General features: G+C 74.1%; 18 protein-coding genes. 11 read left to right on the top strand and 7 right to left on the bottom strand.

Features of this window, described 5'->3' with window-relative positions; genetic code table 11:
* The first annotated feature begins 26 nt into the window (after window positions 1–26).
* Window positions 27–2,516, top strand: a complete 2,490-nt coding sequence (gene pcrA, locus K7854_RS08475; RefSeq protein WP_226025750.1) for a DNA helicase PcrA — start codon at window positions 27–29, stop codon at window positions 2,514–2,516.
* 77 nt (window positions 2,517–2,593) lie between these two features.
* On the opposite strand, the gene K7854_RS08470 is transcribed toward pcrA, so the two are convergent.
* Both K7854_RS08470 and K7854_RS08465 read right to left on the bottom strand, forming a co-directional pair.
* Window positions 2,594–4,243 carry a M23 family metallopeptidase gene (locus tag K7854_RS08470; RefSeq protein ID WP_226025749.1) on the bottom strand — a complete coding sequence of 550 codons (1,650 nt, stop codon included), beginning with the start codon at window positions 4,241–4,243 and terminating at the stop codon, window positions 2,594–2,596.
* A gap of 196 nt (window positions 4,244–4,439) precedes the next feature.
* Window positions 4,440–5,429, bottom strand: coding sequence for an esterase/lipase family protein (locus tag K7854_RS08465; protein ID WP_226025748.1), 990 nt, complete (start codon window positions 5,427–5,429; stop codon window positions 4,440–4,442).
* 449 nt (window positions 5,430–5,878) lie between these two features.
* Between K7854_RS08465 and icmB the strand changes: the two genes are divergently transcribed.
* Window positions 5,879–6,295 carry a coenzyme B12-dependent isobutyryl CoA mutase small subunit gene (icmB, locus tag K7854_RS08460; RefSeq protein WP_003974171.1) on the top strand — a complete coding sequence of 139 codons (417 nt, stop codon included), beginning with the start codon at window positions 5,879–5,881 and terminating at the stop codon, window positions 6,293–6,295.
* A gap of 348 nt (window positions 6,296–6,643) precedes the next feature.
* Here icmB and K7854_RS08455 read toward each other — a convergent pair whose 3' ends face one another.
* Together K7854_RS08455 and K7854_RS08450 are read right to left on the bottom strand one after the other, a co-directional pair.
* Entirely contained in the window at window positions 6,644–8,392 is a 1,749-nt protein-coding gene (locus tag K7854_RS08455; RefSeq protein WP_372481014.1) for a DUF5691 domain-containing protein, read from the bottom strand.
* Between the two features lie 530 nt (window positions 8,393–8,922).
* Window positions 8,923–9,954, bottom strand: a complete 1,032-nt coding sequence (locus tag K7854_RS08450) for an SWIM zinc finger family protein (protein ID WP_226025779.1) — start codon at window positions 9,952–9,954, stop codon at window positions 8,923–8,925.
* A 191-nt stretch (window positions 9,955–10,145) separates the two neighbouring features.
* Here K7854_RS08450 and K7854_RS08445 point away from each other — a divergent pair, with 191 nt between their 5' ends.
* The 6 genes from K7854_RS08445 to sucD all read left to right on the top strand — a co-directional run bounded on the left by K7854_RS08445 (window position 10,146) and on the right by sucD (window position 18,896).
* Window positions 10,146–11,267, top strand: coding sequence for an ATP-binding protein (locus K7854_RS08445; protein ID WP_226025747.1), 1,122 nt, complete (start codon window positions 10,146–10,148; stop codon window positions 11,265–11,267).
* Between the two features lie 63 nt (window positions 11,268–11,330).
* Complete coding sequence (locus K7854_RS08440) at window positions 11,331–13,775, top strand: DUF5682 family protein (protein ID WP_372481012.1); 2,445 nt, start codon at window positions 11,331–11,333, stop codon at window positions 13,773–13,775.
* Window positions 13,772–14,941: a VWA domain-containing protein gene (locus K7854_RS08435; protein ID WP_226025746.1), complete on the top strand. Its 1,170-nt coding sequence runs from the start codon at window positions 13,772–13,774 to the stop codon at window positions 14,939–14,941. The genes K7854_RS08440 and K7854_RS08435 overlap by 4 nt, the downstream gene beginning before the upstream one ends.
* A 168-nt stretch (window positions 14,942–15,109) precedes the next feature.
* Window positions 15,110–16,120 carry a hypothetical protein gene (locus tag K7854_RS08430; RefSeq protein ID WP_226025745.1) on the top strand — a complete coding sequence of 337 codons (1,011 nt, stop codon included), beginning with the start codon at window positions 15,110–15,112 and terminating at the stop codon, window positions 16,118–16,120.
* Between the two features lie 678 nt (window positions 16,121–16,798).
* Window positions 16,799–17,983, top strand: coding sequence for an ADP-forming succinate--CoA ligase subunit beta (gene sucC / locus K7854_RS08425; RefSeq protein ID WP_030400306.1), 1,185 nt, complete (start codon window positions 16,799–16,801; stop codon window positions 17,981–17,983).
* A gap of 28 nt (window positions 17,984–18,011) precedes the next feature.
* Window positions 18,012–18,896 carry a succinate--CoA ligase subunit alpha gene (gene sucD, locus K7854_RS08420; protein WP_226025744.1) on the top strand — a complete coding sequence of 295 codons (885 nt, stop codon included), beginning with the start codon at window positions 18,012–18,014 and terminating at the stop codon, window positions 18,894–18,896.
* A 133-nt stretch (window positions 18,897–19,029) separates the two neighbouring features.
* On the opposite strand, the gene K7854_RS08415 is transcribed toward sucD, so the two are convergent.
* Window positions 19,030–20,241: a helix-turn-helix domain-containing protein gene (locus K7854_RS08415; protein WP_226025743.1), complete on the bottom strand. Its 1,212-nt coding sequence runs from the start codon at window positions 20,239–20,241 to the stop codon at window positions 19,030–19,032.
* A gap of 104 nt (window positions 20,242–20,345) precedes the next feature.
* Between K7854_RS08415 and K7854_RS08410 the strand changes: the two genes are divergently transcribed.
* Complete coding sequence (locus K7854_RS08410) at window positions 20,346–22,007, top strand: cell division protein PerM (RefSeq protein ID WP_226025742.1); 1,662 nt, start codon at window positions 20,346–20,348, stop codon at window positions 22,005–22,007.
* Between the two features lie 159 nt (window positions 22,008–22,166).
* On the opposite strand, the gene K7854_RS08405 is transcribed toward K7854_RS08410, so the two are convergent.
* Window positions 22,167–22,967, bottom strand: coding sequence for a hypothetical protein (locus K7854_RS08405; RefSeq protein WP_226025741.1), 801 nt, complete (start codon window positions 22,965–22,967; stop codon window positions 22,167–22,169).
* Between the two features lie 295 nt (window positions 22,968–23,262).
* Between K7854_RS08405 and purN the strand changes: the two genes are divergently transcribed.
* Together purN and purH are read left to right on the top strand one after the other, a co-directional pair.
* Window positions 23,263–23,910 (top strand): phosphoribosylglycinamide formyltransferase, encoded by a 648-nt coding sequence (gene purN, locus K7854_RS08400; RefSeq protein ID WP_226025740.1) that lies wholly within the window; start codon window positions 23,263–23,265, stop codon window positions 23,908–23,910.
* The gene (gene purH / locus K7854_RS08395; protein WP_226025739.1) at window positions 23,907–25,484 is read left to right on the top strand and encodes a bifunctional phosphoribosylaminoimidazolecarboxamide formyltransferase/IMP cyclohydrolase; all 1,578 of its coding nucleotides are present in this window, start codon (window positions 23,907–23,909) and stop codon (window positions 25,482–25,484) included. The genes purN and purH overlap by 4 nt, the downstream gene beginning before the upstream one ends.
* Window positions 25,485–25,604: 120 nt before the next feature.
* Here the strand turns inward: purH and K7854_RS08390 are convergent, their stop codons facing one another.
* On the bottom strand, window positions 25,605–26,075 hold the full coding sequence (locus tag K7854_RS08390) for a hypothetical protein (RefSeq protein WP_226025738.1): 471 nt from the start codon (window positions 26,073–26,075) through the stop codon (window positions 25,605–25,607).
* Window positions 26,076–26,159 lie beyond the last annotated feature (84 nt).

Genomic DNA, 26,159 nt, shown 5'->3' with positions numbered 1-26,159 from the left:
GTGCGGCGCCCTAGACTCGGAGAGCGATGAGCAGCCTCTTTGACGACAGCTTCCTGGCGAGCCTCCAGACCCCGCGGGGTCACGAGGAGGAACCCCCGCCGCCGCCCGAGGACGATCACGGACCGGAGCCGGTCCCGCACGATCTGTTCGGCGGGAAGTTCGACGTGCCTCCGGACCGCGACACCCACTACCGGGACGGCGCCCCGCGCCCCGCCCTGGACGCCGCCGCGCTCCTGGAGGGGCTGAACGACAACCAGCGGGCCGCCGTCGTCCACTCCGGCTCCCCGCTGCTCATCGTGGCCGGTGCCGGTTCCGGCAAGACCCGCGTCCTCACCCACCGCATCGCCCACCTGCTGGCCGAGCGGCACGTCCACCCCGGCCAGATCCTCGCGATCACCTTCACCAACAAGGCCGCGGGCGAGATGAAGGAGCGCGTGGAGCAGCTCGTCGGCCCGCGCGCCAATGCGATGTGGGTGATGACGTTCCACAGCGCGTGCGTCCGCATCCTGCGCCGCGAGTCGAAGAAGCTCGGCTTCACCTCGTCGTTCTCGATCTACGACGCCGCCGACTCCAAGCGGCTCATGGCGCTGGTCTGCCGCGACCTGGACCTCGACCCCAAGCGTTTCCCGCCGAAGTCGTTCAGCGCCAAGATCAGCAACCTGAAGAACGAGCTGATCGACGAGGAGGACTTCGCCGCCCAGGCCGCCGACGGCTTCGAGAAGTCCCTCGCCCAGGCCTACGCCATGTACCAGTCGCGGCTGCGCGAGGCCAACGCCCTCGACTTCGACGACCTGATCATGACGACGGTCAATCTGCTGCGCGCCTTCCCGGACGTCGCCGAGCACTACCGCCGCCGCTTCCGGCACGTCCTGGTCGACGAGTACCAGGACACCAACCACGCCCAGTACGCCCTGGTGCGCGAGCTGGTCGGCGTGCCCTCGGAGCACCCCGTCGACGTGCCGCCGGAGGCCGAGGTGCCGCCCGCCGAGCTGTGCGTGGTGGGCGACGCCGACCAGTCGATCTACGCCTTCCGCGGCGCCACCATCCGCAACATCCTCCAGTTCGAGGAGGACTACCCGGACGCGACGACGATCCTGCTGGAGCAGAACTACCGCTCCACCCAGACCATCCTCAGCGCCGCCAACGCGGTCATCGAGCGCAACGAGTCCCGCCGCCCCAAGAACCTGTGGACCAACCAGGGCAGCGGCGCGCAGATCACCGGGTACGTCGCCGACACCGAGCACGACGAGGCGCAGTTCGTCGCCGACGAGATAGACCGCCTCACGGACGCGGGCGAGGCCAAGGCCGGGGACGTCGCGGTCTTCTACCGGACCAACGCGCAGTCCCGTGTCTTCGAAGAGGTCTTCATCCGCACCGGCCTGCCCTACAAGGTCGTCGGCGGCGTCCGCTTCTACGAGCGCAAGGAGGTCCGGGACGTCCTGGCCTACCTGCGGGTGCTGGCCAACCCGGAGGACTCGGTGCCGCTGCGCCGCATCCTCAACGTCCCCAAGCGCGGCATCGGCGACCGCGCGGAGGCGATGATCGACGCCCTCGCCCAGCGCGAGAAGATCAGCTTCCCGCAGGCGCTCAGGCGCGTCGACGAGGCGTACGGCATGGCCGCGCGCTCCGCGAACGCCGTCAAGCGGTTCAACACCCTCATGGAGGACCTCCGCACCATCGTCGAGTCCGGCGCCGGCCCGGCGACCGTGCTGGAGGCGATCCTCGAACGCACCGGGTACCTGGCGGAGTTGCAGGCCTCCACCGACCCGCAGGACGAGACCCGCATCGAGAACCTCCAGGAACTCGCGGCCGTGGCCCTGGAGTTCGAGCAGGAGCAGGGCGAGGGCGAGGAGTCCGGGACGCTGGCCGACTTCCTGGAGAAGGTCGCCCTCGTCGCCGACTCCGACCAGATCCCCGACGAAGAGGACGGCGACGGCGTCGTCACCCTGATGACCCTGCACACCGCCAAGGGCCTGGAGTTCCCGGTCGTCTTCCTCACCGGCATGGAGGACGGCGTGTTCCCGCACATGCGCGCCCTCGGCCAGACGAAGGAGCTGGAGGAGGAACGGCGGCTCGCCTACGTCGGCATCACCCGCGCCCGCGAACGGCTGTACCTGACCCGCTCCACGCTGCGCAGCGCCTGGGGCCAGCCGTCGTACAACCCGCCCTCCCGGTTCCTGGAGGAGATCCCGGCCCTCCACCTGGACTGGAAGCGGACGGGGGCGAACGGCCCCGCGCCCTCCGCGCCGGTCTCGGGCGTGGCGGCGTCGCTGTCCTCGTCCCGGTCCCGCTCCTCGGCCTCGGGCGCGTCCGGCTTCGCCACCCGCAGATCGGCCGGCGCCGAGCAGCCGACGGTCTCGCTGGCGGTCGGCGACCGCGTCACGCACGACCAGTTCGGACTCGGCACGGTGGTCGGCGTCAAGGGCACCGGGTCGAACGCCGAGGCGACAATCGACTTCGGGGACACCAAGCCGAAGCGGCTGCTGCTGCGGTACGCGCCGGTGGAGAAGCTCTGAGGGTGCGGCCGGCGTGACGGGCCCGGGCGTCGTCCCGGGTCCGCCGGCCCGGACCGGCCTGCCGAGACGTTACGGCGTCAGGACGGGTTGAGGCCGTGGCTGCGCAGCCACGGAAGCGGGTCGATCGACGAGCCGCCCGCCGGACGCACCTCGAAGTGCAGGTGCGGGCCGGTGGAGTTGCCCGAGTTGCCGGAGAACGCGATGGCGTCGCCCGCCTTCACGGTGGTGCCGGAGGGGACCTGGTAGCTGGATAGGTGGCAGTACCACGTCTCCGTGCCGTCCTTCGCGGTCACGATCATCATGTTGCCGTAGGCGCTGTTGTACTGCGTCCGCACGGTGCCGTCGGTCGCCGCCATCACCTTGGTCCCGTACGACACGGGGAAGTCGATGCCGGTGTGGACGGACATCCAGTTGATGCCGGCCTGTCCGTAGTAGGCGCTCAGGCCGTGCTGTGACACCGGGAGCGCGAACTTGGGGCGCAGCCGCTCCTTGCGGGCCGCCTCCTGAGCCGCCCGCTTCTTCTCGGCGGCCTGCTCGGCCTTGAGGTCGATGCGCTCCTGCGTCCGGCTGGCCCGGTCGGCGAAGTCGTCGGCTCCGGCGGCCAGGCTGGTGAGCTGCGTGTCCAGCTTGTTGTTGGCGGCGGACGGTTTCACCGGTGCGGCCTTCGCGTTGCCCGGGTCCGGTGCGGACGCCGCGGCGTCCGCACCCTCGTCGCCGGTCAGGCTGCCGACGGATGCGGCCGCGATACCGGCGACGCTCATCACGCAGGCCGACGGCACGGCGATGGTCAGCAGCGCGGAGCGCTTGGCGGGCTGGCGGCGACGGGAACGCGCTCCGGCGCGCGAGCCGGTGCGGGCGGCCGGGATCCGAGCGGCCGGGGCGACCTCTTCCTGGTCGTCCAGCAGGGCGGTCACGGTGGGGAGTTCGCCGGTGGCCGCCAACTCGCCGTCGTACGGGGAGCTTTCGCCGCTCTCGGCGACGGGCACCGGGTCCGGCGAGTCGTCGTCCGGTGCGGGATGCTCGGCCGGTCGGTCCGGATCCTCGACCGTGCCGGTGGCCGCGGGGTCGGCGTTCCACTGCGTGGCGTCGTAGGCACCGGTGTCCACGGGGCCGCCCGCGAAGGCGCCGGTGTAGAAGGTGCCGGTCGCGAAGGCGCTGGTCTCGTAGGCGCCGGTTTCGAAGGCCCCGGTGTCGGAGGCGGTGGTTTCGAAGGTCTGCGTGCCCCAGTCCCACTGCTGGGTCGCGTCGGCCGGGGTGCCGGACTGGTCCGGGTGGCTCCAGGCGCCGGTGTCCCACTGCCCGGTGGCGTCGGTGCCGGTGACGGTGCCGGTGCCGGTGCCTTGTGACGGTACGGAGCCGAGCTGCTGGTATCCGGCCGCCCACGTCGTCGTGTCGTAGGCGCCGGTGTCGTAGGCGGCGTGATGCTGGGCGGCGTACGCGTCGTAGTGCGGGGCCTGCTCGCCGGTGGACCACTGGGTGGCGTCGTACGAACCCGTCGCCTCAGGGGTGCCGGTGTAGTGGCCCGGCATGCTGCCGAAGAGCGGGTCCGCGTCGAAGGCCGAGGTGTCGGCGATGCCGGTGGAAAAACCGGTGGAGGTGTAGCCGCCGAACGTGGTGAGGTCGCCGTACTGGGCCTGCCCGGCGCCGTACGACGCGTACTGCGCCGAAGCGGGGTCGGAAGCCGGAGCCGGGGTGGTACTTGTCCCCGACGGGTGACGGTCGTTCACCAACTTCTCTTTCGCCTCGACAACAGGGGCTGCCAGAGCAGTGCGGCGACTGTACCCGGCGGTATACGGGCACGACAATCTTCGTCAGGTTTCGCGAGCGAAGGAAACGGGCAATCGGCCGTGATTTGGCGGTCGGCGGGCACGAGTTTGGCTTTGTGTTCGAAAATTGTTCGAGTCCGAACGGGTTGCCTCGGTCTCAGGCGACGGTGAGCCCGCCGGAGTGCTTGCCCGTTTCCGCTCCTGATTCCGCGTCCGCATCCACGCCCGGTTCCGGCCCGGCGGTGTCGAGTGCCTGCCGTATCCCCGTGGCCACGGTGGGGTGCACGGGCAGCGCGAGATGGCCGATGCCGCTCACCCGCACGTTCTGCACGCTCAGGTCGGGGTGGTCGAGACAGGCCGTCTCCAGCGGGTCCATCACGCGGTCCAGGTCGCTCCAGAAGCTGACGAACCGCGTGCGGCAGCCGGGCACCGGCCGGGCCAGCTCCTCGATCACCGCTGATCCGGGCCGCATCTGGCGCACGATCGGGTGCGCGTTCGCCAGCGGTACCACTTTGGTACCGGCGTGCGGGGTGCCGAGCGTCACCAGAGTGCGGACGCGGAGGTCCCCGCCCAGGCGCTGCACGTAGTAGCGCGCGATCAGCCCGCCGAGGCTGTGTCCGACGACGTCGACCCGCTCGCTGCCCGTCCGCTCGCAGATCTCCTCGATGTGCCGGCCGAGCAGCTCGGCCGCGGTGCGGATGTCGCAGGTCAGGGGGGAGTAGTTCAGCGACTCGATCTCGTGCCTGCCGTGCTGGGCCAGGCTGCGGCGCAGCAGCAGGAAGACCGAGCGGTTGTCGATGAAACCGTGCAGCAGCACGACCGGGGGACTGGCCGGGGCCGGGAGCCTGGGGGGCGGCGGGGCGGGCTGCGGTTCCTTGGCGTCCGTCGGCCGGAGGGCCTGGACCGGGCGCCGCTCCTGGATGATCCCCGAGGGGTAGAGGAGGAGGTGCCCGGCGAGGATCGCGGCCTCCAGGGCGCTCGCCTTCAGGAGGGTCAGCGAGAGTCCGGTCAGCCGGCCCGGGAGGCCCGCCAGGTCCGGCAGCCCCGGGACCGCGGGGAGCCCTGGAAGTCCGGGGAGGCCCGGGAGTCCGGGCAGGAGACGCTGGAAGAGCGGGAGAAGGGGCAGTGCTGCCGTGGTGACCTTCATGGGCCGTCCTCCTGTCGGCACGCGCAGGGACGCCTCTGTCCGCCGTGTGCCCTCGTGGAGCGCCGTGACACCAGGGTTTGGTGCTGTTTACGAGGTTTATGCCTACCCATGTGCTGGCATGCCGTATCAGAGCCCTGTGGGCCATGTGAGGCCTGTGGTGTCGGTGAAACGGCGACGGGGTCGGCGCCGGTCACTGCCGACCCTGTGCTGCCCTCGCTGCGGCTCTCCGTGCGCGTGTGGTCGCCGCGCCCTGGAGCGGTGCGCGGCGAACGTGTCCCACCGTGTGATTTCCCCCTCTGTATCCACCGCGAAACTGCCGGTTGCGGGATGCTGGCGATAACGTTCGTTCACTTCCCCCGGGCACTGTGGTGCGGGGATCCGCGCCGCGCGGACGTGAAGTGTGCGGTACTTGTCGTACGGATGGATGTAGTCGCTTCATGGAGGCAGTGATGGGTGTGGCAGCCGGTCCGATCCGCGTGGTGGTGGCCAAGCCGGGGCTCGACGGCCACGATCGCGGGGCCAAGGTGATCGCGCGAGCCCTGCGTGACGCCGGTATGGAGGTCATCTACACCGGGCTCCACCAGACGCCCGAGCAGATCGTCGACACCGCGATCCAGGAGGACGCCGACGCGATCGGGCTGTCCATCCTCTCCGGTGCGCACAACACGCTCTTCGCCGCCGTGATCGAGCTGCTCAGGGAGCGGGACGCCGCGGACATCCTGGTCTTCGGCGGCGGGATCATCCCCGAGGCGGACATCGCCCCGCTGAAGGAGAAGGGCGTCGCGGAGATCTTCACGCCCGGCGCGACCACGGCGTCCATCGTGGACTGGGTCCGGGCGAACGTACGGGAGCCCGCGGGGGCCTAGGGCCTGTCCGGCGGATCATGCCGCAGACGCGGGGTCTGGCACGCCCATCTGCGGCGTTGTCGTCGGTTGGCAACGCTCCGCGTTGCCGCCCTCCTCCGCCTTGCAGCTGCACGCACCAGACCCCGCTCACCAGCATCGATGAGGTACCGCGCCTCACCTGCGACCTGATCCGCCGGACAGGCCCTAGGGCTTCCCGCCGGGACCCGTCCGTCAGACCTCGTCCACCGCGACCTGCGGGTCCGGCCCCTCCTCCGCCTGCTCCGTCGGTGCGGGGCCGACTGCCGGTGGAGCCCGCGGTCAGGTGCCTGGGAGCGCGGCGTGCGCGGCGGAGCGGGGGGCGGCGGTGCCTCACCGCCCGGCCCCGAGCTCCTCGGCCATCACCGCCCGCAGGCGCAACGTCGTGACGAGCCGCTGGAACGCCTCCGCCCAGTACCCCCCGGCCCCCGGCGACGCGTCCTCCGGCTCGTCGGGTATCGCCAGCAGGCCGTCGAGACGGCTCGCCTCCGCGGGGTCGAGGCAGCGTTCGGCCAGGCCCATGACACCGCTGAAGCTCCACGGGTAGCTCCCGGCGTCCCGGGCGATGTTGAGCGCGTCGACCACCGCCCGGCCGAGCGGCGTGGCCCACGGCACCCCGCACATGCCGAGCAGCTGGAACGCCTCGGACAGCCCGTGCGTCGCGATGAACCCGGCGACCCACTCGGCGCGTTCGCCGGTGTCCAGCGTGCCGAGCAACTTGGCCCGCTCGGCCAGGGACACCGCGCCCGGACCACCGGCCTCGGGCGACGTGGGCGCACCCAGCAGCGCCCTCGCCCACACGCCGTCGCGCTGCCGTACCGCCGCCCGGCTCCACGCGGCGTGCAGCTCGCTCTGCCAGCCGTCCGCCACCGGCAGGGCAACGATCTCCTCGGCCGTAAGACCCGCGAGCCGGGCCGGCCAGGTGGCCAGCGGGGCCGCCTCCACCAACTGGCCGAACCACCACGACCGTTCCCCCCGCCCGGCGGGCGGCTGGGCCACCATCCCGTCCCGCTCCATGCCCGCGTCGCATTCGTGCGGTGCCTCGACGGCGATCGCCGGCGGGGTGAGGGTGCGGTCGAGGGACACGCACGTCGCGGCGCGCGCCGCCATCCGCGCGGCCAGCGCCGAGTGCGGCAGCGCCGACAGCAGCTCCGCCGCCGTGGCCCGTACGTTGCGGCTGCGGTCGGCCAGCGCCTGTTCCAGGAACGGCTCGTCGGCCGCCTCCAGTCCCGTCCGCAGTGAGTCGAGGAACATCAGCCGGTCCTCGGCCCGTTCCGTCGCCCAGGTCGATGCCAGCAGCTCGCGTGCGCCGACCGGGTCGCGGTCGCGCAGGGCCGCCAGGAGAGCGACCCGTTCGGCGAACAGGCCCTCGTCCCAGAGCTTCCGCGTCCGCTCCGCGGCGTCGGGGCCCGGTGGTGCGGTGCCTCCGCCGGGCGTCGCGCGCAGGGCGAACCGCCAGTCCGGATTCAACCGGGCGAGCCACCTGGCCCGCGGCCCCGCGAAGACCAGCGCCGCCGGCCGCAGGTCCGTGCGCCCGCGCGCCGCGTCCAGCAGCGCCGGAAGCGCCTGGGGCGGCGCCGCGAAGCCGCGGGCGTTCGCCGTCGCCAGCCACTGGGGCAGCAGCTCCATCAGGTCGGGCGCGCTGCCCCTGCGGCCGCCGCCCGCCGTGCCGGGCCGGTCGGTGAGCAGCATCGTGAGCCGACGGGCGGCCGCGTCCGGCAGGGGCGGGCGGGGGTCCTCGGGTGCGGGGTCGGGACGCCGGGCCGCGCGGGCCGGTCGCAGACCTGCGCGGCGGCGCACCGTCTCCTCCGCCGCCGCGTCCAGCAACGCGGCCGCGGCCCCCGGCCCGCGCTCGCCGCCCGGTGGCGTACGCCGGTCCGTACCCAGCAGGGCCGAGGTGACCAGCCGCTCCCAGACACCCGGCCCGGGAGCGGCAGCGGGCGCCGAGTCCGGCGGAGACGCTGGGTCGGACGCGGACGCGGACGCGGACGCGGGGGTGGCGACCGGTTGGCCGCGCGTCGCCGACCGGGCGCCGGTCCACGCCTCGCGAGCCGACCGCGGCCCGGTCCCTGCCGTGGGCACGGAGCCTGCCGTGGGCACGGAGACAGCCAATGGCGGGGAGGCCGTCGGCGGCAGGGCCGCAGGGGCCGGAGCGGCGGCCTCCGGGGCGGCGGATGCCGCACGTGTGACGGGCAGGGGCGGAGCCGAGACGGGGCCGGGGCCTGGCGCGGTGCCGACCGCTCCCCGGAGGGCGGTGTCGGCCTCCGCGCCGGCTTCGGGCCCGGCGCCAGTTTCGCGCCCGGCGTCGGCCCGGAGCCCGGCGTCGGCCCGGGGCCCCGCGTCGGCCCGGGGCCCCGCGTCGGCCCGGGGCCCCGCGTCGGCCCGGGGCCCCGCGTCGGCCCGGGGCCCCGCGCCGGTCCGGAGCCCCGCGCCGGTCCGGAGCCCCGCGCCGGTCCGGGGCGCTGCGGGGACCGCGGTCGCGTCGGCCGGTGCGGAGACCGTGGGGGCAACGGGCGGGCGCGGCGCGGTGGTCCGCGTCGGCGCGGACAGGTCCGTGGGGGCGGGCGTCCTGGTCATGTCGTTCCCCTCCGGTTGGAATTCCCTGGGACGGGTCAGCACAGCGGCACCGCCGTGCCAGGGCCGGGCGGCCAGGCCGTCAGCGGCGTGAAGCCGCGGTGACCGCACTCCCCGAAGACCGTGACGGGCGCCCCGCCCGACAGCGCGACCAGCCGCCACAGGCCCGGTTGGCTGCCGGTGGTCCGGGCGAGCGGCAGTGCCGTGTCCCCGTCGGCGTCCGCCAGTTGCCAACCGTCGCCGTCCGGTACGGGGACGACCCGGTCCAGCGTCACCGGCACCGAGTCCAGCCACGGGTCGTCGCGGAGGGCCTCCCCGTACCGGACGGCCGCCCGCGATGTCGTCACGCCCCTGGGGCGGGCCCGCGTGGGCTCGGGCGGGGCGAACCTCCGGCCGAGGGCCACGCGTTGCCGGCCGGTGTCCGGATACGCGGACACCTCCGCCTCCAGGGCCAGCCCCACCGGCAGGGCCGGCTCCGGGGCCCGTCCCGCGGCGCCGTAGGAGAGGAGCAGCACCGTGCGGTCCGTCTCCGCGCCGTACAACCAGATGCGACGGGTCGTCAGCCGGGCGTCCGCGGTGTCGTACTGGGCGAGGACCAGCCAGCGGTCCCGCACCGGCGGGCCGTCCGCGGAGGCGGGCAGGCCCACCCGTGAACGGACCGTCGCGGCCAGGCCGTCCGGCAGCCGCTCCCGGTGCAGCCAGCCACGGTCCAGGAGATGGAGCAGGGCGCACTCCTCCAGCAGCCGCACCGGCCAGCCGGGGCCCGACGCGGGGATGGCGCCCAACTCCCGCACGCGCGAGGCCAGTCCCGGTGCCTGGGCGTCGACCATGCGGGCCGCCGTCTCCTCCCACAGCCCGTCTCCCGTCTGCTCGGCTCCGGCCAGGCCGGCGCGCAGCAGGTCCGCGAGCCGCTGCTCCAACTCCGTCGCGCCCGCGGTGATCCGCTCGGCCCGCCGCTCCGCCCGGCGACGTGCCGCCTCGGGGTCGGCGGACGTGGGCGCGGGAGCGGACGGGCCCGCGGCCCCCTCCGCCGCGCGCTCGCGCCGGCCCTCGCCGTCCAGCTCTCGCACAGCCCTCACACCGTCCCCTCGTCACGACTCACCGCCCCGGCGCAGCCCGTGCCGAGTCCCGCCATCGAAGGTAGATCCCGCCACTGACAACGACCTGAGCGAAGGAATTTCCGCAGGTCAGAGCGATTGTCAGTGGCGTGGTGCACGGTGGATGGCAGATCGGACCGGCCTAGCTGGAGGGGGAATCAGCCATGCCCGCACGGGTGGAACGGACGTCCGAGGCAGAAGGGCCGCACCAGGTGCTGCGGCCGCACGCCGAGCACGCGTTCGCGGCCGAACTGGCCGCGCTGGCCGCACGGGACGACCGTCCGCGTCCGGCCCGCTGGAAGCTGTCGCCGTGGGCGGTCGCCACCTACCTGCTCGGCGGCACCCTGCCCGACGGCACGGTGATCAGCCCGAAGTACGTGGGCCCGCGCCGCATCGTCGAGGTCGCCGTCACCACGCTCGCCACCGACCGCGCGCTGCTCCTGCTCGGGGTGCCGGGCACCGCGAAGACATGGGTGTCCGAGCACCTCGCCGCGGCCGTCAGCGGCGACTCGACCCTGCTCGTGCAGGGGACGGCCGGCACTCCCGAGGAAGCGATCCGCTACGGCTGGAACTACGCGCAGCTCCTCGCCCAGGGCCCCAGCCGGGACGCCCTGGTGCCCAGCCCGGTCATGCGGGCGATGACGGAGGGCATGACCGTCCGCGTCGAGGAGCTGACCCGCATCCCGGCCGACGTACAGGACTCCCTCATCACGATCCTGTCGGAGAAGACCCTGCCCATACCGGAACTGGGCCAGGAGGTGCAGGCGGTGCGCGGCTTCAACCTGATCGCCACCGCCAACGACCGCGACCGCGGGGTCAACGACCTGTCCAGCGCCCTGCGCCGCCGCTTCAACACGGTCGTGCTGCCGCTGCCGGCCAGCGCCGAGGCCGAGGTCGACATCGTCACGCGCCGCGTCGACCAGATCGGCCGATCCCTCGACCTGCCGTCGGCGCCCGACGGCACCGCCGAGATCCGACGGGTCGTCACCGTCTTCCGCGAGCTGCGGGACGGGCTGACGAGCGACGGTCGTACGAAGGTCAAGTCGCCCAGCGGCACGCTGTCCACGGCCGAGGCCATCTCCGTCGTCACCGGCGGCCTCGCGCTGTCCGCCCACTTCGGCGACGGGGTGCTGCGGCCGAGCGACGTCGCCGCGGGCGTGCTCGGCGCCGTCGTCCGCGACCCGGGCAGCGACCGCGTCGTCTGGCAGGAGTACCTGGAGACGGTGGTGCGCGAGCGGGACGGCTGGCAGGACTTCTACCGCGCCTGCCGGGAGGTGACCGCGTGAAGGGAAGCGCGGGGACGCGGACCAGGCCGGGCGGCACGAGGGGAGCGGTGACCGGTATGACGCATGACGACGGGGATTCGAGCTGGACCCGCAGGCGAGGGGGACGGTGTGACGGACGCGGGCACTGACCGGGCCGGGAGCGGCGGGCCGGGCGGCGCCGGGGAGTCCGGTGGCGGGCCGCCGCTCCTGCTCGGCGTGCGTCACCACGGGCCGGGGTCGGCCCGTGCGGTGCGGGCCGCGCTGGACGCGGCGCGGCCGGGGGTCGTGCTGGTCGAAGGGCCGCCGGAGGCCGACGCGCTGATCCCGCTCGCCGCCGACGAGGACATGCGGCCGCCGGTCGCGCTCCTCGCCCACGCCGTGGACGAGCCGGGCCGCTCGGCGTTCTGGCCGCTGGCCGAGTTCTCCCCGGAGTGGGTGGCCGTCCGCTGGGCCCTGGAGCACGACGTCCCGGCCCGCTTCATCGACCTCCCGGCCGCCCACACCCTGGCGTGGCGGGCGGCGGACGGCCACCCCGACGGCCGCCCCGACGGCCTGGGGCCGGGTGACCGCGCCGGCGCCGCGTCCCCCGACGTCCGGGGTGATCCGCTCGCCGCCCTGGCCGCGGCCGCCGGCCATGACGACCCCGAGCGCTGGTGGGAGGACGTGATCGAACACCGGGGCCCGGGAGAGGGGGACCCGTTCGCACCGTTCACGGCGTTGGAGGAGGCCATGACGGCGCTGCGCGAGACCGAGGAGAACGAGGAGGAGGGGCGGGACCTCGTGCGGGAGGCCCACATGCGGCTCCAGATGCGGGCGGCGCTGCGGGAGTTCCCCCAGGGCGTGGCCGTGGTCTGCGGGGCGTGGCACGTGCCCGCGCTGCGGCGCAGGGCCGCCGTCACCGCCGACCGGGCCCTGGTGAAGGGGCTGCCCAGGACCAAGGTGGAGATGACCTGGGTGCCCTGGACCCACCGCAGACTGTCCCGGGCCGGTGGCTACGGGGCGGGCATCGAGTCACCGGGCTGGTACGGGCATCTGTTCACGGCGGTCGACCGGCCCGTGGAGCGATGGCTGGCCAAGGTGGCCGGACTGCTGCGGGAGGAGGACCGGACCGTCTCCCCGGCCCACGTCATCGAGGCGGCGCGGCTGGCCGAGACGCTCGCGGTGATCCGTGGACGCCCGCTGCCCGGGCTGAGCGAGACGACGGACGCCGTGCGGGCGGTGATGTGCGAGGGCTCGGACGTGCCGCTGGCGCTGGTGCACGACCGTCTGGTGGTCGGGGACGTGCTGGGCGAGGTGCCGGCGGGGGCGCCCGCGGTGCCGTTGCAGCGGGACCTGACCCGGATCCAGCGGCGGCTGCGGCTCAAGCCCGAACCGGCGCGGCGGGAGCTGGAGCTGGACCTGCGCAAGGAGACCGACGCCGGGCGCAGCAGACTGCTGCACCGGCTGCGGCTGCTGGGCGTCGGCTGGGGCGAGCCGGTCGCCTCGCGCAGTACGGGCACGTTCCGGGAGAGCTGGCGGCTGCGGTGGGAGCCGGAGCTGTCGGTGCGGGTCGCCGAGGCCGGGGTGTGGGGCACGACCGTGCTGTCCGCGGCGACCGCCAGGGCCGAGGCGGACGCCGTCACCGCGCAGGACCTCGCCCAGGTCACCGCGCTCGCCGAGCGCTGTCTGCTGGCCGGGCTGCCGGACGCGCTCGCGCCGGTGATGCGGATACTCGCCGACCGGGCCGCGCTGGACACGGACGTCGGCCACCTCGCCCAGGCCCTGCCCGCCCTCGTCCGCTCGTTGCGCTACGGCGATGTGCGCGGCACCGACACCGGCGCCCTGGCCGAGGTCGCCGCGGGACTCGCCGAGCGCGTCTTCGTCGGTCTGCCCGCGGCCTGCGTCGCACTGGACGCCGACGCCGCGGAGGAGATGCGCCGGCACCTGGACGCCGTGCACACGGCGGTGGGCCTGCTCGGCGACGCCCCCGCGCCCGGCCGCGGCGGCCTGGGGGCCCGCTGGCGGGACGTGCTGCGGACCCTCACCGCGCGGCACACGGCGCCCGGCGTCGTCCGCGGGCGCGCCGTGCGGCTCCTGCTGGACGACGGCGAGCTGGCACCCGGCGAGGCGGCGCGGCTCATGGGCCTGGTGCTGTCCCCGGGGACACCACCCGCGGACGCCGCGGCCTGGATCGAGGGCTTCGTCGGCGGCGGCTCGGGCGGCGGCATGCTCCTCCTGCACGACGACCGGCTGCTGGCCCTGGTCGACGCCTGGCTGACCGGCGTACCGGCGGACGCCTTCACGGACGTACTGCCCCTGCTGCGCCGCACCTTCTCCGGTTTCGAGCCGGGAGTCCGCCGCGGCCTCGGCGAGCTGGTCCGGCGCGGACCGCAGGCCCGGGGGAGCGTGACGACGGCCGGTCCTGGCATACCGGGCTTCGCGACCGGCCTCGACACCGAGCGGGCCGACGCGGTACTGCCGGTGGTCCGGCTGCTGCTGGGCGGGGGCCCGGCGCGGGACGGCAACGAGCTGCTGGGAGCGGGCACATGACGGGACACCCGGTGGACGCCGAGGCGGCACGGGAGCGGCTGCGCCGGTGGCGACTCGTGCTCGGCGGCGACCCGGCCGAGGGCACCGGCCACGCGCTCTCCGGGCGGGACGCCGCGATGGACGGTGCGCTCACCGCGCTCTACGGAAAGGGGGACACCCCGCGGGCGGGGCGGGACCGTGCGGCGGGGCTCGGGGCGTCCGCACCGGCCGTGGCCCGCTGGCTGGGGGACATCCGGACCTACTTCCCCTCGTCCGTCGTTCAGGTCATGCAGCGGGACGCGATCGACCGGCTCGGGCTCGCCACCCTCCTGCTGGAGCCGGAGATGCTCGAAGCGGTGGAGGCCGACGTGCACCTCGTCGGCACCCTGCTGTCGCTGAACAAGGCGATGCCGGAAACGACGAAGGAGACGGCGCGTGCCGTCGTCCGCAAGGTCGTCGAGGACCTGGAGAAGCGACTCGCCACCCGCACCCGGGCCGCCCTGACCGGCGCGCTGGACCGCAGCGCCCGCACCGGCCGCCCCCGCCACCAGGACATCGACTGGAACCGCACGATCGCGGCCAACCTCAAGCACTACCTGCCGGAGCACCGCACGGTGGTGCCGGAGCGGCTCGTCGGCTACGGGCGGGCGTCCCGTTCGGTGAGGAAGGAAGTCGTCCTCTGCGTCGACCAGTCCGGGTCGATGGCGGCGTCCGTCGTGTACGCGTCCGTGTTCGGCGCGGTGCTGGCGTCCATGCGCTCGCTGGACACCCGGCTCGTCGTCTTCGACACGGCGGTCGCCGACCTCACCGAACAGCTCGACGACCCGGTCGACGTGCTCTTCGGCACCCGGCTCGGCGGCGGCACGGACATCAACCGCGCGCTGGCGTACTGCCAGTCGCGGATCACCCGGCCCGCGGAGACGGTGGTCGTGCTGATCAGCGATCTGTACGAGGGAGGCATACGCGACGAGATGCTCAAGCGGGTCGCGGCGATGCAGGCGGCCGGGGTCCGGTTCGTGACGCTGCTGGCCCTCTCCGACGAGGGGACGCCCGCCTACGACCGGGAGCACGCGGCGGCCCTCGCGGCGCTCGGGGCACCGGCCTTCGCCTGCACGCCCGACCACTTCCCGGAGGTGATGGCGGCGGCGATCGAGAGGAGGCCCCTGCCGATTCCGGACGCCGGGTGACGATTTGTCGATCCGGGGTGACCGGATCCCTGCGGGCAAAACGGATATGACGGCCCATCGGCGCGACCGGGCTTGCGCAACCTCCGGACCCCCGTGCGAGTATCGCGCGGCGTGTCGACGCGTTGTCCGACACGGCCCGTTCCGCCGCACGGGAGGAACCTCCCCCTCTTGATCTGGTCAGCAGTCCTGCCCGGTGCCGCTCTGCGCGTCCTGCGCACGGCGGCCGGGCGGCGTGCGCTGCACGTGGCGCTGCTGGTGGGCGGGGTGTTCGTGCTCGGGCTGCTCTGCGGGGGTCGGGCCCAGGCGGCCGACGAGGGGCCGGGAGGCCTGACGGAGACGGCCGGCCGGGTCCTCGACGGCACCGCGCAGCCGCGGAGCCGCGCGCCGGAGGCGGCAGCCGTCCAGGACACCGCGGCGGTGCCGGGGCCGGGCGCCGGCGCGTTGCTTCCGGACCTCCGTCCCGTCGCCGAGAGCGTCGTCCAGGCCGTGGACGACCGGGTCGTCAGACCGGCCGGTGCCGCGGTGGCGACGGTGACCGAGGGAGTCGGGCTCGGGCTCCCCGGTCCGTCCGGTTCGTCCGGCCGCCCGGCGGACCCGCTGGACCCGATCGACGTACCGGACCTCGTCGACGTACCGGGTCTCATCGACCTGCCGGGCTCGGCCGACGTGCCGGAGCCGGACGATGTGCCGGGCTCGGCCGACGTGCTCGACCCGGCCGACCGGGGCGGCGCTTTTGGTGGTGCGCGGCCGGCCGTCCCGGACCCGCGGGCCGAGCCCGCGCCCGCGGTGGTGGACACCTCCCGCACCGTGGACCCGTCCGGCGACACCGCCGACGCCCCGGTCGCCGAGCGGACCGCAGGCCCGGCCCACGTCGTCGGGTACGGGCCGCAATCGGGCGTCGGAGCGGCGCCCGACGCGCACCCCGGCAGACACCGGGCCGCGACCGCGCACACCGGGTACGCCCCCGCCCACCCCGTGCCGCACGGTGGCCTCGGCGACCCCGACGGTGCGCTCGGCACCGCGTCCGGGGTGGACCAGGGCACGCCGCGCCACGGGGACACCCGCGCGCTCGCCCCGCAGCACCGGCTCGCGTTCCGGCTCGTCCCCGGCGCCCCCGAGCGGGCCGACGCGGCCGGGGTCCGCGAGCCGTACCGGGACATCCTGGTCTCCCCCGCCTAGAACACCGCCGTCGCTGCCGCGCCCTCCGCCCGCACCCGCCGTAGCCCGCGGGCAGTCGTGCCTCCCCCGACCCCGTGCCCGAACGGCCTGGGAGGTACCTCCAGCCACACGCGAGTGCCGCGTGAACGCCGGGACCGCCCGTCCGGCCGCCACGCTCGGGCGCCGCGCACCGGCACCTCGTGACCCCGGCTCCGCCGCCGTTCCCGCGGCGGGCGGGCACAGACCCCGCGGGGCGGCAGGCCCCGGACGGCCGAAAGCCGTCGGCCTCCGTCCGGCCGAAACCCCGCGGTCCGGGCCGGACGGTCCCCATTGGGGTGGGGACCGTCCGGCCCGCTCCCCGGCGCACCGCACCCGTGCGGCGCCGGGGAGCCCACGGGCCTCACCGGGTCATACCCCAGCCCGGTGAGGCCCCTCACCGATGCCCGGGGCTCCCCGTGTCCGGCTCACACGCGGCACCGCGTGCCAGTGAGCGCGGCATCATGTGACAGGCATCACCGCTCAGGTGTGACCCACGATTTAGAGACCCCCCGCAAGCGGCGATAACCTGCGAGACGGACATGCCGCGCGCTCGGACACCGTGTGCGCCCCCCTTGTGACTCACAGCGGACGTCACGTTGCCCTTCGCGGCACGCCCACGCATCCAACGAACCGCGAGATCACTGATAGGGACGGAAGCGCGTGGACCTGTTCGAGTACCAGGCGAGGGACCTCTTCGCCAAGCACGATGTACCGGTGCTGGCCGGTGAAGTCATCGACACGCCTGAGGCGGCGCGCGAGATCACCGAGCGTCTGGGCGGCAAGTCCGTCGTCAAGGCCCAGGTGAAGGTCGGTGGCCGCGGCAAGGCCGGTGGCGTGAAGCTGGCCGCCTCGGCGGACGAGGCCGTCGCCCGCGCGACGGACATCCTCGGCATGGACATCAAGGGCCACACGGTCCACAAGGTGATGATCGCCGAGACCGCCCCCGAGATCGTCGAGGAGTACTACGTCTCCTTCCTCCTCGACCGTGCCAACCGCACCTTCCTCTCCATCGCCTCCGTCGAGGGCGGCATGGAGATCGAGGAGGTGGCGGCCACCCGTCCGGAGGCCGTCGCCAAGACCCCGATCGACGCGATCGACGGCGTGACGCCCGAGAAGGCGCGCGAGATCGTCGAGGCCGCGAAGTTCCCGGCCGAGGTCGCCGACAAGGTCGCCGACATCCTGGTCAAGCTGTGGGACACCTTCATCAAGGAGGACGCCCTCCTGGTCGAGGTCAACCCGCTGGCCAAGGTCGCCTCCGGCGACGTCCTCGCCCTCGACGGCAAGGTGTCCCTGGACGACAACGCCGAGTTCCGTCACCCCGACTTCGAGGCCCTCCACGACAAGGCCGCGGCCAACCCGCTCGAGGCCGCCGCCAAGGAGAAGAACCTCAACTACGTCAAGCTCGACGGTGAGGTCGGCATCATCGGCAACGGCGCGGGTCTCGTCATGAGCACCCTGGACGTCGTCGCGTACGCCGGTGAGAAGCACGGCAACGTCAAGCCCGCCAACTTCCTGGACATCGGTGGCGGCGCCTCCGCCCAGGTCATGGCGAACGGCCTGGAGATCATCCTCGGCGACCCGGACGTCCGTTCCGTGTTCGTCAACGTCTTCGGCGGCATCACCGCCTGCGACGAGGTCGCCAACGGCATCGTCCAGGCGCTGAAGCTCCTGGAGGACCGCGGCGAGAAGGTCGAGAAGCCGCTCGTCGTCCGCCTCGACGGCAACAACGCCGAGCTGGGCCGCAAGATCCTCACCGACGCCAACCACCCGCTGGTCCAGCGCGTCGACACCATGGACGGCGCGGCCGACAAGGCCGCCGAGCTGGCTCACGCCGCCGCCAAGTAAGCACTCAGGACGAGGACACCAACACACCATGGCTATCTGGCTCAACAAGGACAGCAAGGTCATCGTCCAGGGCATGACCGGCGCCACCGGCATGAAGCACACCAAGCTCATGCTCGGTGACGGCACCGAGGTCGTGGGCGGCGTGAACCCGCGCAAGGCGGGCACCTCCGTGGACTTCGACGGCACCGAGGTACCGGTCTTCGGCACCGTCAAGGAGGCCATCGAGAAGACCGGCGCCAACGTCTCCGTCATCTTCGTGCCGGAGAAGTTCACCAAGGACGCCGTCGTCGAGGCCATCGACGCCGAGATCCCGCTGGCCGTCGTCATCACCGAGGGCATCGCCGTGCACGACTCGGCCGCCTTCTGGTCGTACGCCGGCAAGAAGGGCAACAAGACCCGGATCATCGGCCCGAACTGCCCCGGCATCATCACCCCGGGCCAGTCCAACGTCGGCATCATCCCGGGCGACATCACCAAGCCGGGCCGCATCGGCCTGGTCTCGAAGTCCGGCACGCTGACGTACCAGATGATGTACGAGCTGCGTGACATCGGCTTCTCGACCGCCGTCGGCATCGGTGGCGACCCGATCATCGGCACCACGCACATCGACGCGCTCGCCGCGTTCGAGGCCGACCCCGAGACCGACCTGATCGTCATGATCGGCGAGATCGGCGGCGACGCCGAGGAGCGTGCGGCCGACTTCATCAAGGCCAACGTGACCAAGCCGGTCGTCGGCTACGTCGCGGGCTTCACCGCGCCCGAGGGCAAGACCATGGGCCACGCCGGCGCCATCGTCTCCGGTTCGTCCGGCACCGCCCAGGCGAAGAAGGAGGCCCTGGAGGCCGCCGGCGTCAAGGTCGGCAAGACGCCGACCGAGACGGCGAAGCTCGCCCGCGCCATCCTGGCCGGCTGACACCGACCGGTACGCGGCCCGAGCGCCTTCTGCTCCGCACCGAGTGGCCCGACCCCTGTCCACGGGGGCCGGGCCACTCGGCGTTCCGGCCGCCGGGCCGCCGCCGGGCCGAGCCGCCGCCGGGCCGGCCACCTCATTCGAGCCTCGGCAGCAGCCGTTCCGGGCCGTCCTGCATCTGGTCCCGCAGCTTCTGCCGCAGCTCCAGCTCCTCGTCCGACAGCGCCCCCGGGGCCACCCGGTGCGGCACGCCGCGCACCGCCTGGCCGGGCGAGACGGGCGGTTCGTAGTGCGTGGGCGCGGTGCGCACGGTCAGGGCCGTGGTCCCGATGAGGGCGACCGTGAACGCGATCGCGGCCCGGGTCCGCAGCCGCGCCCGGCGTTCGCCGCCCCTGCGCACGGCCGGCGGCTCGGCCGCCCGCAGCCGCTCGTTCGAGGCCAGCTCCGTCAGCCTCCGGTGCAGCACCTGCGGGTCGGCCAGCGCGGGCAGCCGGCCCGCGACGGCCTCACGGGCGTGCAGCAGCCGGTTCGCCGTCGCCGGGGTGCTCGCCTCCGTCTCCGCCGCCGTCTCGGGCAGGTCGAGGCCCACACCGTCGTACAGCACGAGCGTACGGCGGTGCCGCGGAGGGAGCCTGAGCAGGGTGTTCAGCAGGGTGCGGTCGCCGGGGTCGGCGGGCGGCGGCTCCGGGTGCCGGTGGCGCGGACGGAACCGCTGCCAGGGCGAGAGCGCGTACTCGTACGCCGTCGCCCGCACCCAGCCCACCGGGTCCCGGTCGCGGGCCACCTCGGGCCAGCGCTCCCAGGCGGCCTGGAAGGCCCGCTCCACCGACTCGCGCGCCTGCTCGCGCCGGCCGGTGAGCAGGAAGGTCTGCCGTACCAGGGCGGGGGCGCTGAACGCGTAGAGCGCGTCGAAGGCCTGAGCGGGCGTCAGTGCGACGGGCGCGGACTCGGGCCTCGGCTCCGGCTCCGGCTCCGGCTCGGGCGCGGGCTTCGCGTCCGACTGCGGCTCCGGCTTCGACTCTGGCTCCAGCTTCGGTACCGGTGCGGGTGCCGACTCCTGCTTCTCGTCCGGTTTCTGATGCTCGCGCTGTTCTTGCTGTTCTTGCTGTTCCTGTTGTTTCTGCTTCGCCTGGCGTGCTGCCTCTTCCTCGGCCAGCGTCTTCAGCAACCTCGCGTACGCCTCCCGTTTGCGGCCTCGCGGAGTCGTGCGGCCGCTCTCCCACGCACGGACGATCCCGGGGGTGACCCCCACCCGGGTCGCGAGCTGAGTCTGTGTCAGTGCGGCGGTCTCACGCAGGCGTCGGCGTGCCTTGGGAGGTGGGAGCGGGGTCGCGGGGCTGCGGGTCACAGGACACCCCTTCGTACGAAAAAGTACATAAGCATATATTGAGCGACACAACGGGGCTTCGCCCGTTACACCGGGAAAGCGCGTGTCGTTGGCAGCATGGCGGCGTGATCCAGACGACCGCCCGTCCCGCCCCGCTCTCCCTGCTGCGCGCCCGGTGGCGGGACCGGTCGCCCGGGCTGGCCGCCGGTCTCCTCGGCGGTGTGGTCGCGGCGGTGCTGGGCCTCGCGGCGTGCGCCGCGCTCGTGACGCTGCTGTGGATCAGTTCGCCGTACCCCGACAGCGGGCCCGGGGGCACCCTCCACGTCGCCGCCGCGCTGTGGTTGCTGGCACACGGGGCCGAACTGGTGCGCGCCGACACGCTCTCCGGCACCCCCGCTCCCGTCGGCGTCACCCCGTTGCTGTTCCTCCTCCTGCCGGTGTGGCTGCTGCACCGCGCCGCCCGCGATGCCACGGACCCCGGGGACGGCGTGGGCGTGGCCGTGGGCGCGGCGCCCAAGGCGGGGCCCGGGACGCGTCCCGCGTGGATGGCGAGCGCCCCGGACACCGGGCCGCCGCCCGTCTCCGCGCGCGTGGCCTGGACGGGGGTCGTCCTCGGCTACCTCGCCGTCGCGGGGCCCGTCGTCCTGTACGCGCAGGGCGGCGCGCTGCGGCCCTCGCCGTGGTGGGCGGCGGTGTGCCTGCCGCTGGTCGCCATGGGAGCGGCGGGCGCCGGTGTGTGGACGGCGTTCGGGCGGCCGGGCGGGCCCGTGGGGCGGGCGCTGCGCGTGCTGCCGCGGAAGCTGCGGGAGCTGTTGGTCGAGCCGGACGCACGCCTGGGCGCCGCCACGCGCGCCGCGGGCGCCGGTGCGGCGTTGCTCGTCGGCGGTGGCGCGCTGCTGCTCGCGGTGTCGCTCGTATGGCACTGGGCCGCCGCGGGGGAGGCCTTCCTGCGGCTGACGGAGGGGTGGTCGGGAAGGTTCGCCGTACTGCTGCTCTGTCTGACGCTGGTGCCGAACGCGGCGGTGTGGGCGGCGGTGTACGCCCTCGGCCCCGGCTTCCTGCTCGGGACCGGGCATGTCGTGGCGCCCAGCGCCTCCGCTCCCGCGGCGCTGCTGCCGCCGTTCCCGCTGCTGGCGGCGGTGCCGGACGCGGGCCCCGGTACGCCGCTGCACTGGGCGACCGGGGCGGTGCCGTTGACGGCGGGGGCCGTGGTGGGGTGGTTCACGGCACGGGCGGCCTGCGCGGGTGCGCCGGGGGCGGGCCCGGCCGCCGGGGTGTGGTCGTGGCGGCGGACCGCTGCCGCCGCGGTCGTGGCGGCCGTCCTGTGCGCGGTCCTCGTCGCCCTGCTGGCCGCGTTCGCCGGCGGGCCGCTCGGGAGCGCCGCGCTCGCCCGCTTCGGGCCGGTCTGGTGGCAGGCCGGGGGCGCGACGCTGGCCTGGACCGGGGTGGTGGCGGTGCCGGTGGCCGTGGTGGCGCGGGCCTGGCGGTGCCGGGGCGCTGCCGCGCGGGAGGCGGTGGTGGCGGCGTCCGGGGCCGACCGGGAGGACGGCGGGGGTGAGCGCCGGGGGGTGTGGGCGTGGGTTTCGGTGTTCCTCATGGGGCGGTGGTGGAAGCGAGGAGAGAAGGGGGCCGCGGTTGCGCCCGGGGGCGGGGAGCAGGGGGGAGATGACGGCGCGGTGCCGTTCGGGTTGTACGACGGCGACGGCGACAGCGATGGCGATGGTGGGGTCGGGTATGACCTGCTGCCGGTCGACGGGCCCGGGGGATTGCCTCGCGGCGGGGGGTGAGCAGGGGCGCGGCGGGCGCAAGGGGTTTCTTCGCCCCCGCCGCCCCTTCCCGTTCCCATCCCTGGGGGCTGTGCCCCCAGACCCCCCTTCGGCCTGGACGGCCTCGTCCTCAAGCGCCGGACGGGCTGTGGGTGCGCGTCCGGTGTCGAGAAGGGGAGGTCAGTCCTCCGTGCCCAGCAGCGGGCGGAGTTGCTCCGGCAGGTGGCGCTCGCAGGACTGCTCCGCCGCGTTGGTCAGGGCGTCCTCGCGGCAGGTGTAGTAGTCGCTGTAGATCAGCTGGGCGCCGAAGGACGCGGCGACCAGGAGGATGGCCAGGGACGACGTGACCAGGCCACTGATCGCGGCGGTGCGCTGCGGGCGGACCGTCTGCTCCGGGGGCGGGGCCGGGGCGTCCGGGTCGGCGGCGGCGCGGGGCTTGGCGCGCAGCGAGCTGATGCCCCAGTACAGGGCCAGGGCGCCGAGCAGCAGGGCCACGTACGGCCAGGTGAAGAGGGCGAAGAACAGGGCCCACATGCCGCTCAGCAGGGCGTAGCGGGCACGCCGCTGGGCGGGGTCCGTCGGGTCCCAGCGCGGGCCGGGGCCGCCGCTGGGCCCCTCGGGGCCGCCCGAACCGCCGGGTCGCTCGCCGAAGCCGCCGCCGGGGGACCGGCCGGGCTGCCGGTCGCTCCACTGGCCGCCCCACGGGGAGCGCCCGCCCTCGCCACCGGGGCCGGACGAGCCCTGGGAGTCGCCGTCGCCCGACGGGTGCCGCGGCTGCCACGGACGGTCCGGGGTGCCCTCCGGGGGCGGTGCGAACGGATTGTCCTGGTCGCCGGAGCCGTCCCGCCCGCCGTCATTCCTCCGGTCCGAGGGCGTGTCGGGCGGTGACGAGGGGCGCTCGCGCAGCAACACGGTGCTGCGCTCCCCTGGCTGCGCCGACTGCTGGGGGAGCGTGAGCAGTCGCAGGCTGCGGTCCGGCATCAACTGAGCGTCTTCCCCTTGGCGACGATGGACGGGCGGCTGGTGGAACGGGCGAGCTGGTGGAACGGGCGGACTGGTCGGTACGTCTGGTGAACGCCCGACGCCCGGGCCGCGTTCCCGCTCCGGCTCCACGCAGACGCTACCTTCCGGCCACGCCCCCGTCCCGAGGGGGCCGTCCGGTGTGCCGGTATCGTTGCTGACGGTCGGCCGCTTCGTAGACTTCCCCGTATCCCGGGGCGCGATGCATTCGTACGACCGTACAAACAGATCCGCCTCCCCGAGAAAGGCCCCCACCGTGGCCGCCAAGCCCGTGGACCGGCGAGCCAAGCGCCTCGTCGTGCTGGTCTCCGGATCCGGCACCAACCTCCAGGCACTCCTCGACGAGATCGCCGCCACCGGCGCCGACGCCTACGGGGCCGAGATCGTCGCCGTCGGCGCGGACCGCGACGGCATCGAGGGGCTCGCCCGCGCCGAGCGCGCCGGGGTGGCGACCTTCGTGCGCAAGGTCAGGGACTACGGGACCCGTGAGGAGTGGGACGCGGCGCTCGCCGAGGCCGTCGCGGCCCACGAGCCGGACCTCGTCGTCTCGGCCGGGTTCATGAAGATCGTGGGGAAGGAGTTCCTCGCGCGGTTCGGCGGGCGGTTCGTCAACACGCACCCCGCCCTCCTCCCCAGCTTCCCGGGGGCCCACGGCGTGCGGGACGCGCTCGCGTACGGCGCCAGGGTCACCGGCTGCACCGTCCACTTCGTCGACGACGGCGTCGACACCGGGCCGATCATCGCGCAGGGCGTGGTGGAGGTCCGGGACGAGGACTACGAAGACGAAGGTGCCGCTCTGCACGAGCGCATCAAGGAAGTCGAGCGAAGGCTGCTCGTCGATGTCGTGGGGCGGCTCGCCCGCAACGGCTATCGCATTGAGGGACGAAAGGTAGTTATCCAGTGACCGCCACCGCCACCGCCGGGAGCAACAAGCGGGCCATCCGTCGCGCGCTCGTCAGCGTCTACGACAAGACCGGTCTCGAAGAGCTCGCGCGCGGGCTGCACGAGGCCGGCGTCGAGCTGGTCTCCACCGGGTCCACCGCCGGGCGGATCGCCGCCGCCGGAGTCCCCGTCACCAAGGTCGAGGAGCTGACCGGCTTCCCCGAGTGCCTGGACGGCCGGGTCAAGACCCTGCACCCCAAGGTGCACGCCGGCATCCTCGCCGACCTGCGTCTGGACAGCCACCGGCAGCAGCTCGACGAGCTGGGCGTGGCCCCGTTCGACCTGGTCGTGAGCAACCTGTACCCGTTCCGCGAGACCGTCGCCTCGGGCGCCACCCCGGACGAGTGCGTCGAGCAGATCGACATCGGCGGCCCCTCGATGGTCCGCGCCGCGGCCAAGAACCACCCGTCGGTCGCCATCGTCACCAGCCCCGCCCGGTACGCCGACGTGCTCTCCGCGGTCAAGGACGGCGGCTTCGACCTGGCCGCCCGCAAGCGCCTGGCCGCCGAGGCCTTCCAGCACACCGCCGCGTACGACGTGGCCGTCGCCTCCTGGTTCGCCGCCGAGTACGCCCCGGTCGACGAGTCCGGCTTCCCCGACTTCCTCGGCGCCACCTACGAGCGCGCCCACACCCTGCGCTACGGCGAGAACCCGCACCAGCCCGCCGCGCTCTACACCGCCCCGGAGGGCGGCGGCCTCGCGCAGGCCGAGCAGCTGCACGGCAAGGAGATGTCGTACAACAACTACACGGACACGGACGCCGCCCGCCGTGCCGCGTACGACCACGCCGAGCCCTGCGTCGCGATCATCAAGCACGCCAACCCGTGCGGCATCGCGGTCGGCGCGGACGTCGCCGAGGCGCACCGCAAGGCGCACGCCTGCGACCCGCTGTCCGCGTTCGGCGGGGTGATCGCGGTCAACCGCCCGGTCTCCAAGGAGATGGCCGAGCAGGTCGCGGAGATCTTCACCGAGGTCATCGTCGCCCCGGACTACGAGGACGGCGCGCTCGAAGCCCTCACCAAGAAGAAGAACATCCGGGTGCTGCGCGCCCCCGAGGCGCCCGCCGCCCCGGTCGAGGTCAAGCCCATCGACGGCGGCGCCCTCCTCCAGGTCACCGACCGCCTCCAGGCCGAGGGCGACGACCCGGCCACCTGGACCCTGGCGACCGGCGAGGCGCTCTCCGAGGCGGAGCTGGCCGAGCTGGCCTTCGCCTGGAAGGCCTGCCGGGCCGTCAAGTCCAACGCCATCCTGCTCGCCAAGGACGGCGCCTCGGTCGGCGTCGGCATGGGCCAGGTCAACCGCGTCGACTCCGCGAAGCTCGCGGTGGAGCGGGCGGGCGCCGAGCGCGCGCAGGGGGCGTACGCGGCCTCCGACGCCTTCTTCCCCTTCCCGGACGGCCTGGAGATCCTCACCGCGGCCGGCGTGAAGGCCGTGGTCCAGCCCGGCGGCTCGGTCCGTGACGAACTGGTCGTCGAGGCGGCGCAGAAGGCCGGCGTGACGATGTACTTCACGGGGACGCGGCACTTCTTCCACTGACGCGCACCGACGCGACCGCACCGGCTCAGCCACAGGCGCGGGCGCGTGAAACGGCGGCCCCCGGGTCCCCTCCGCGGAGGTAGCCCGGGGGCCGCCTTGTCGGCGGATCCGGTGAGCGGATCAGCAGGGGCGCAGCGACCAGATCGGGTCCCAGGTCGCGGTGCCCGCCTCGTAGGCCGTCGACGTCCAGCGGACGCTGCCGTCCCGGTTGAAGAACTTGGCGACCGTGCCCGGCGTCTGGTTGTTGGTGAACGGGCCGTCGCCGGTCCAGTTGGTCAGGTTCCACGTCTGGCACTTGTAGAAGTCGAACTTGGTGCCGTTGACGACCATGCACAGGTGGCCGTAGCCGCAGGCGAGGTCCTGGGCGCCCTTGGTCACCGGCGCCTCGGTGACGGTCAGGCCCCGGTACTCGACCGCGTCGGCGGTCACCCGCAGCAGCTGCGGGGCGTCGGCCAGCACCTGGTCGGCCTTCTGCTGGAGGCCGGTCACCCGGGTGCCGCCCGGGTCGTCGGCGGCCGTCGCCGCGACCGTGGACCCGGCGGCCAGGGCCGTGGCCGCGAGGAGGAGTACTGCGGACTTGACGATCTTCATGGTCGTTCCCCCGTGAACGTCGTTGTCGTACCGGTCGTACCGGTCGTACCGCCGAGGCGGTGTGCTCACACCGTGCCCCGGGCC

This window comes from Streptomyces hyderabadensis (assembly GCF_020404845.1).
In the GTDB taxonomy this organism is placed as follows: domain Bacteria; phylum Actinomycetota; class Actinomycetes; order Streptomycetales; family Streptomycetaceae; genus Streptomyces; species Streptomyces hyderabadensis.
The sequence above is the reverse complement of the archived record's forward strand: the minus strand, read 5'-3'. Positions and strand labels throughout refer to the sequence as shown.

Bases quoted from the DNA above. Each gene is read 5' to 3' on its own strand.
- pcrA (WP_226025750.1), top strand. From the start codon at position 27: ATGAGCAGCCTCTTTGACGACAGCTTCCTGGCGAGCCTCCAGACCCCG.
- K7854_RS08465 (WP_226025748.1), bottom strand. From the start codon at position 5,429: ATGAAGGTCACCACGGCAGCACTGCCCCTTCTCCCGCTCTTCCAGCGT.
- icmB (WP_003974171.1), top strand. From the start codon at position 5,879: ATGGGTGTGGCAGCCGGTCCGATCCGCGTGGTGGTGGCCAAGCCGGGG.
- K7854_RS08445 (WP_226025747.1), top strand. From the start codon at position 10,146: ATGCCCGCACGGGTGGAACGGACGTCCGAGGCAGAAGGGCCGCACCAG.
- K7854_RS08440 (WP_372481012.1), top strand. From the start codon at position 11,331: ATGACGACGGGGATTCGAGCTGGACCCGCAGGCGAGGGGGACGGTGTG.
- K7854_RS08435 (WP_226025746.1), top strand. From the start codon at position 13,772: ATGACGGGACACCCGGTGGACGCCGAGGCGGCACGGGAGCGGCTGCGC.
- sucD (WP_226025744.1), top strand. From the start codon at position 18,012: ATGGCTATCTGGCTCAACAAGGACAGCAAGGTCATCGTCCAGGGCATG.
- K7854_RS08405 (WP_226025741.1), bottom strand. From the start codon at position 22,967: ATGCCGGACCGCAGCCTGCGACTGCTCACGCTCCCCCAGCAGTCGGCG.
- K7854_RS08390 (WP_226025738.1), bottom strand. From the start codon at position 26,075: ATGAAGATCGTCAAGTCCGCAGTACTCCTCCTCGCGGCCACGGCCCTG.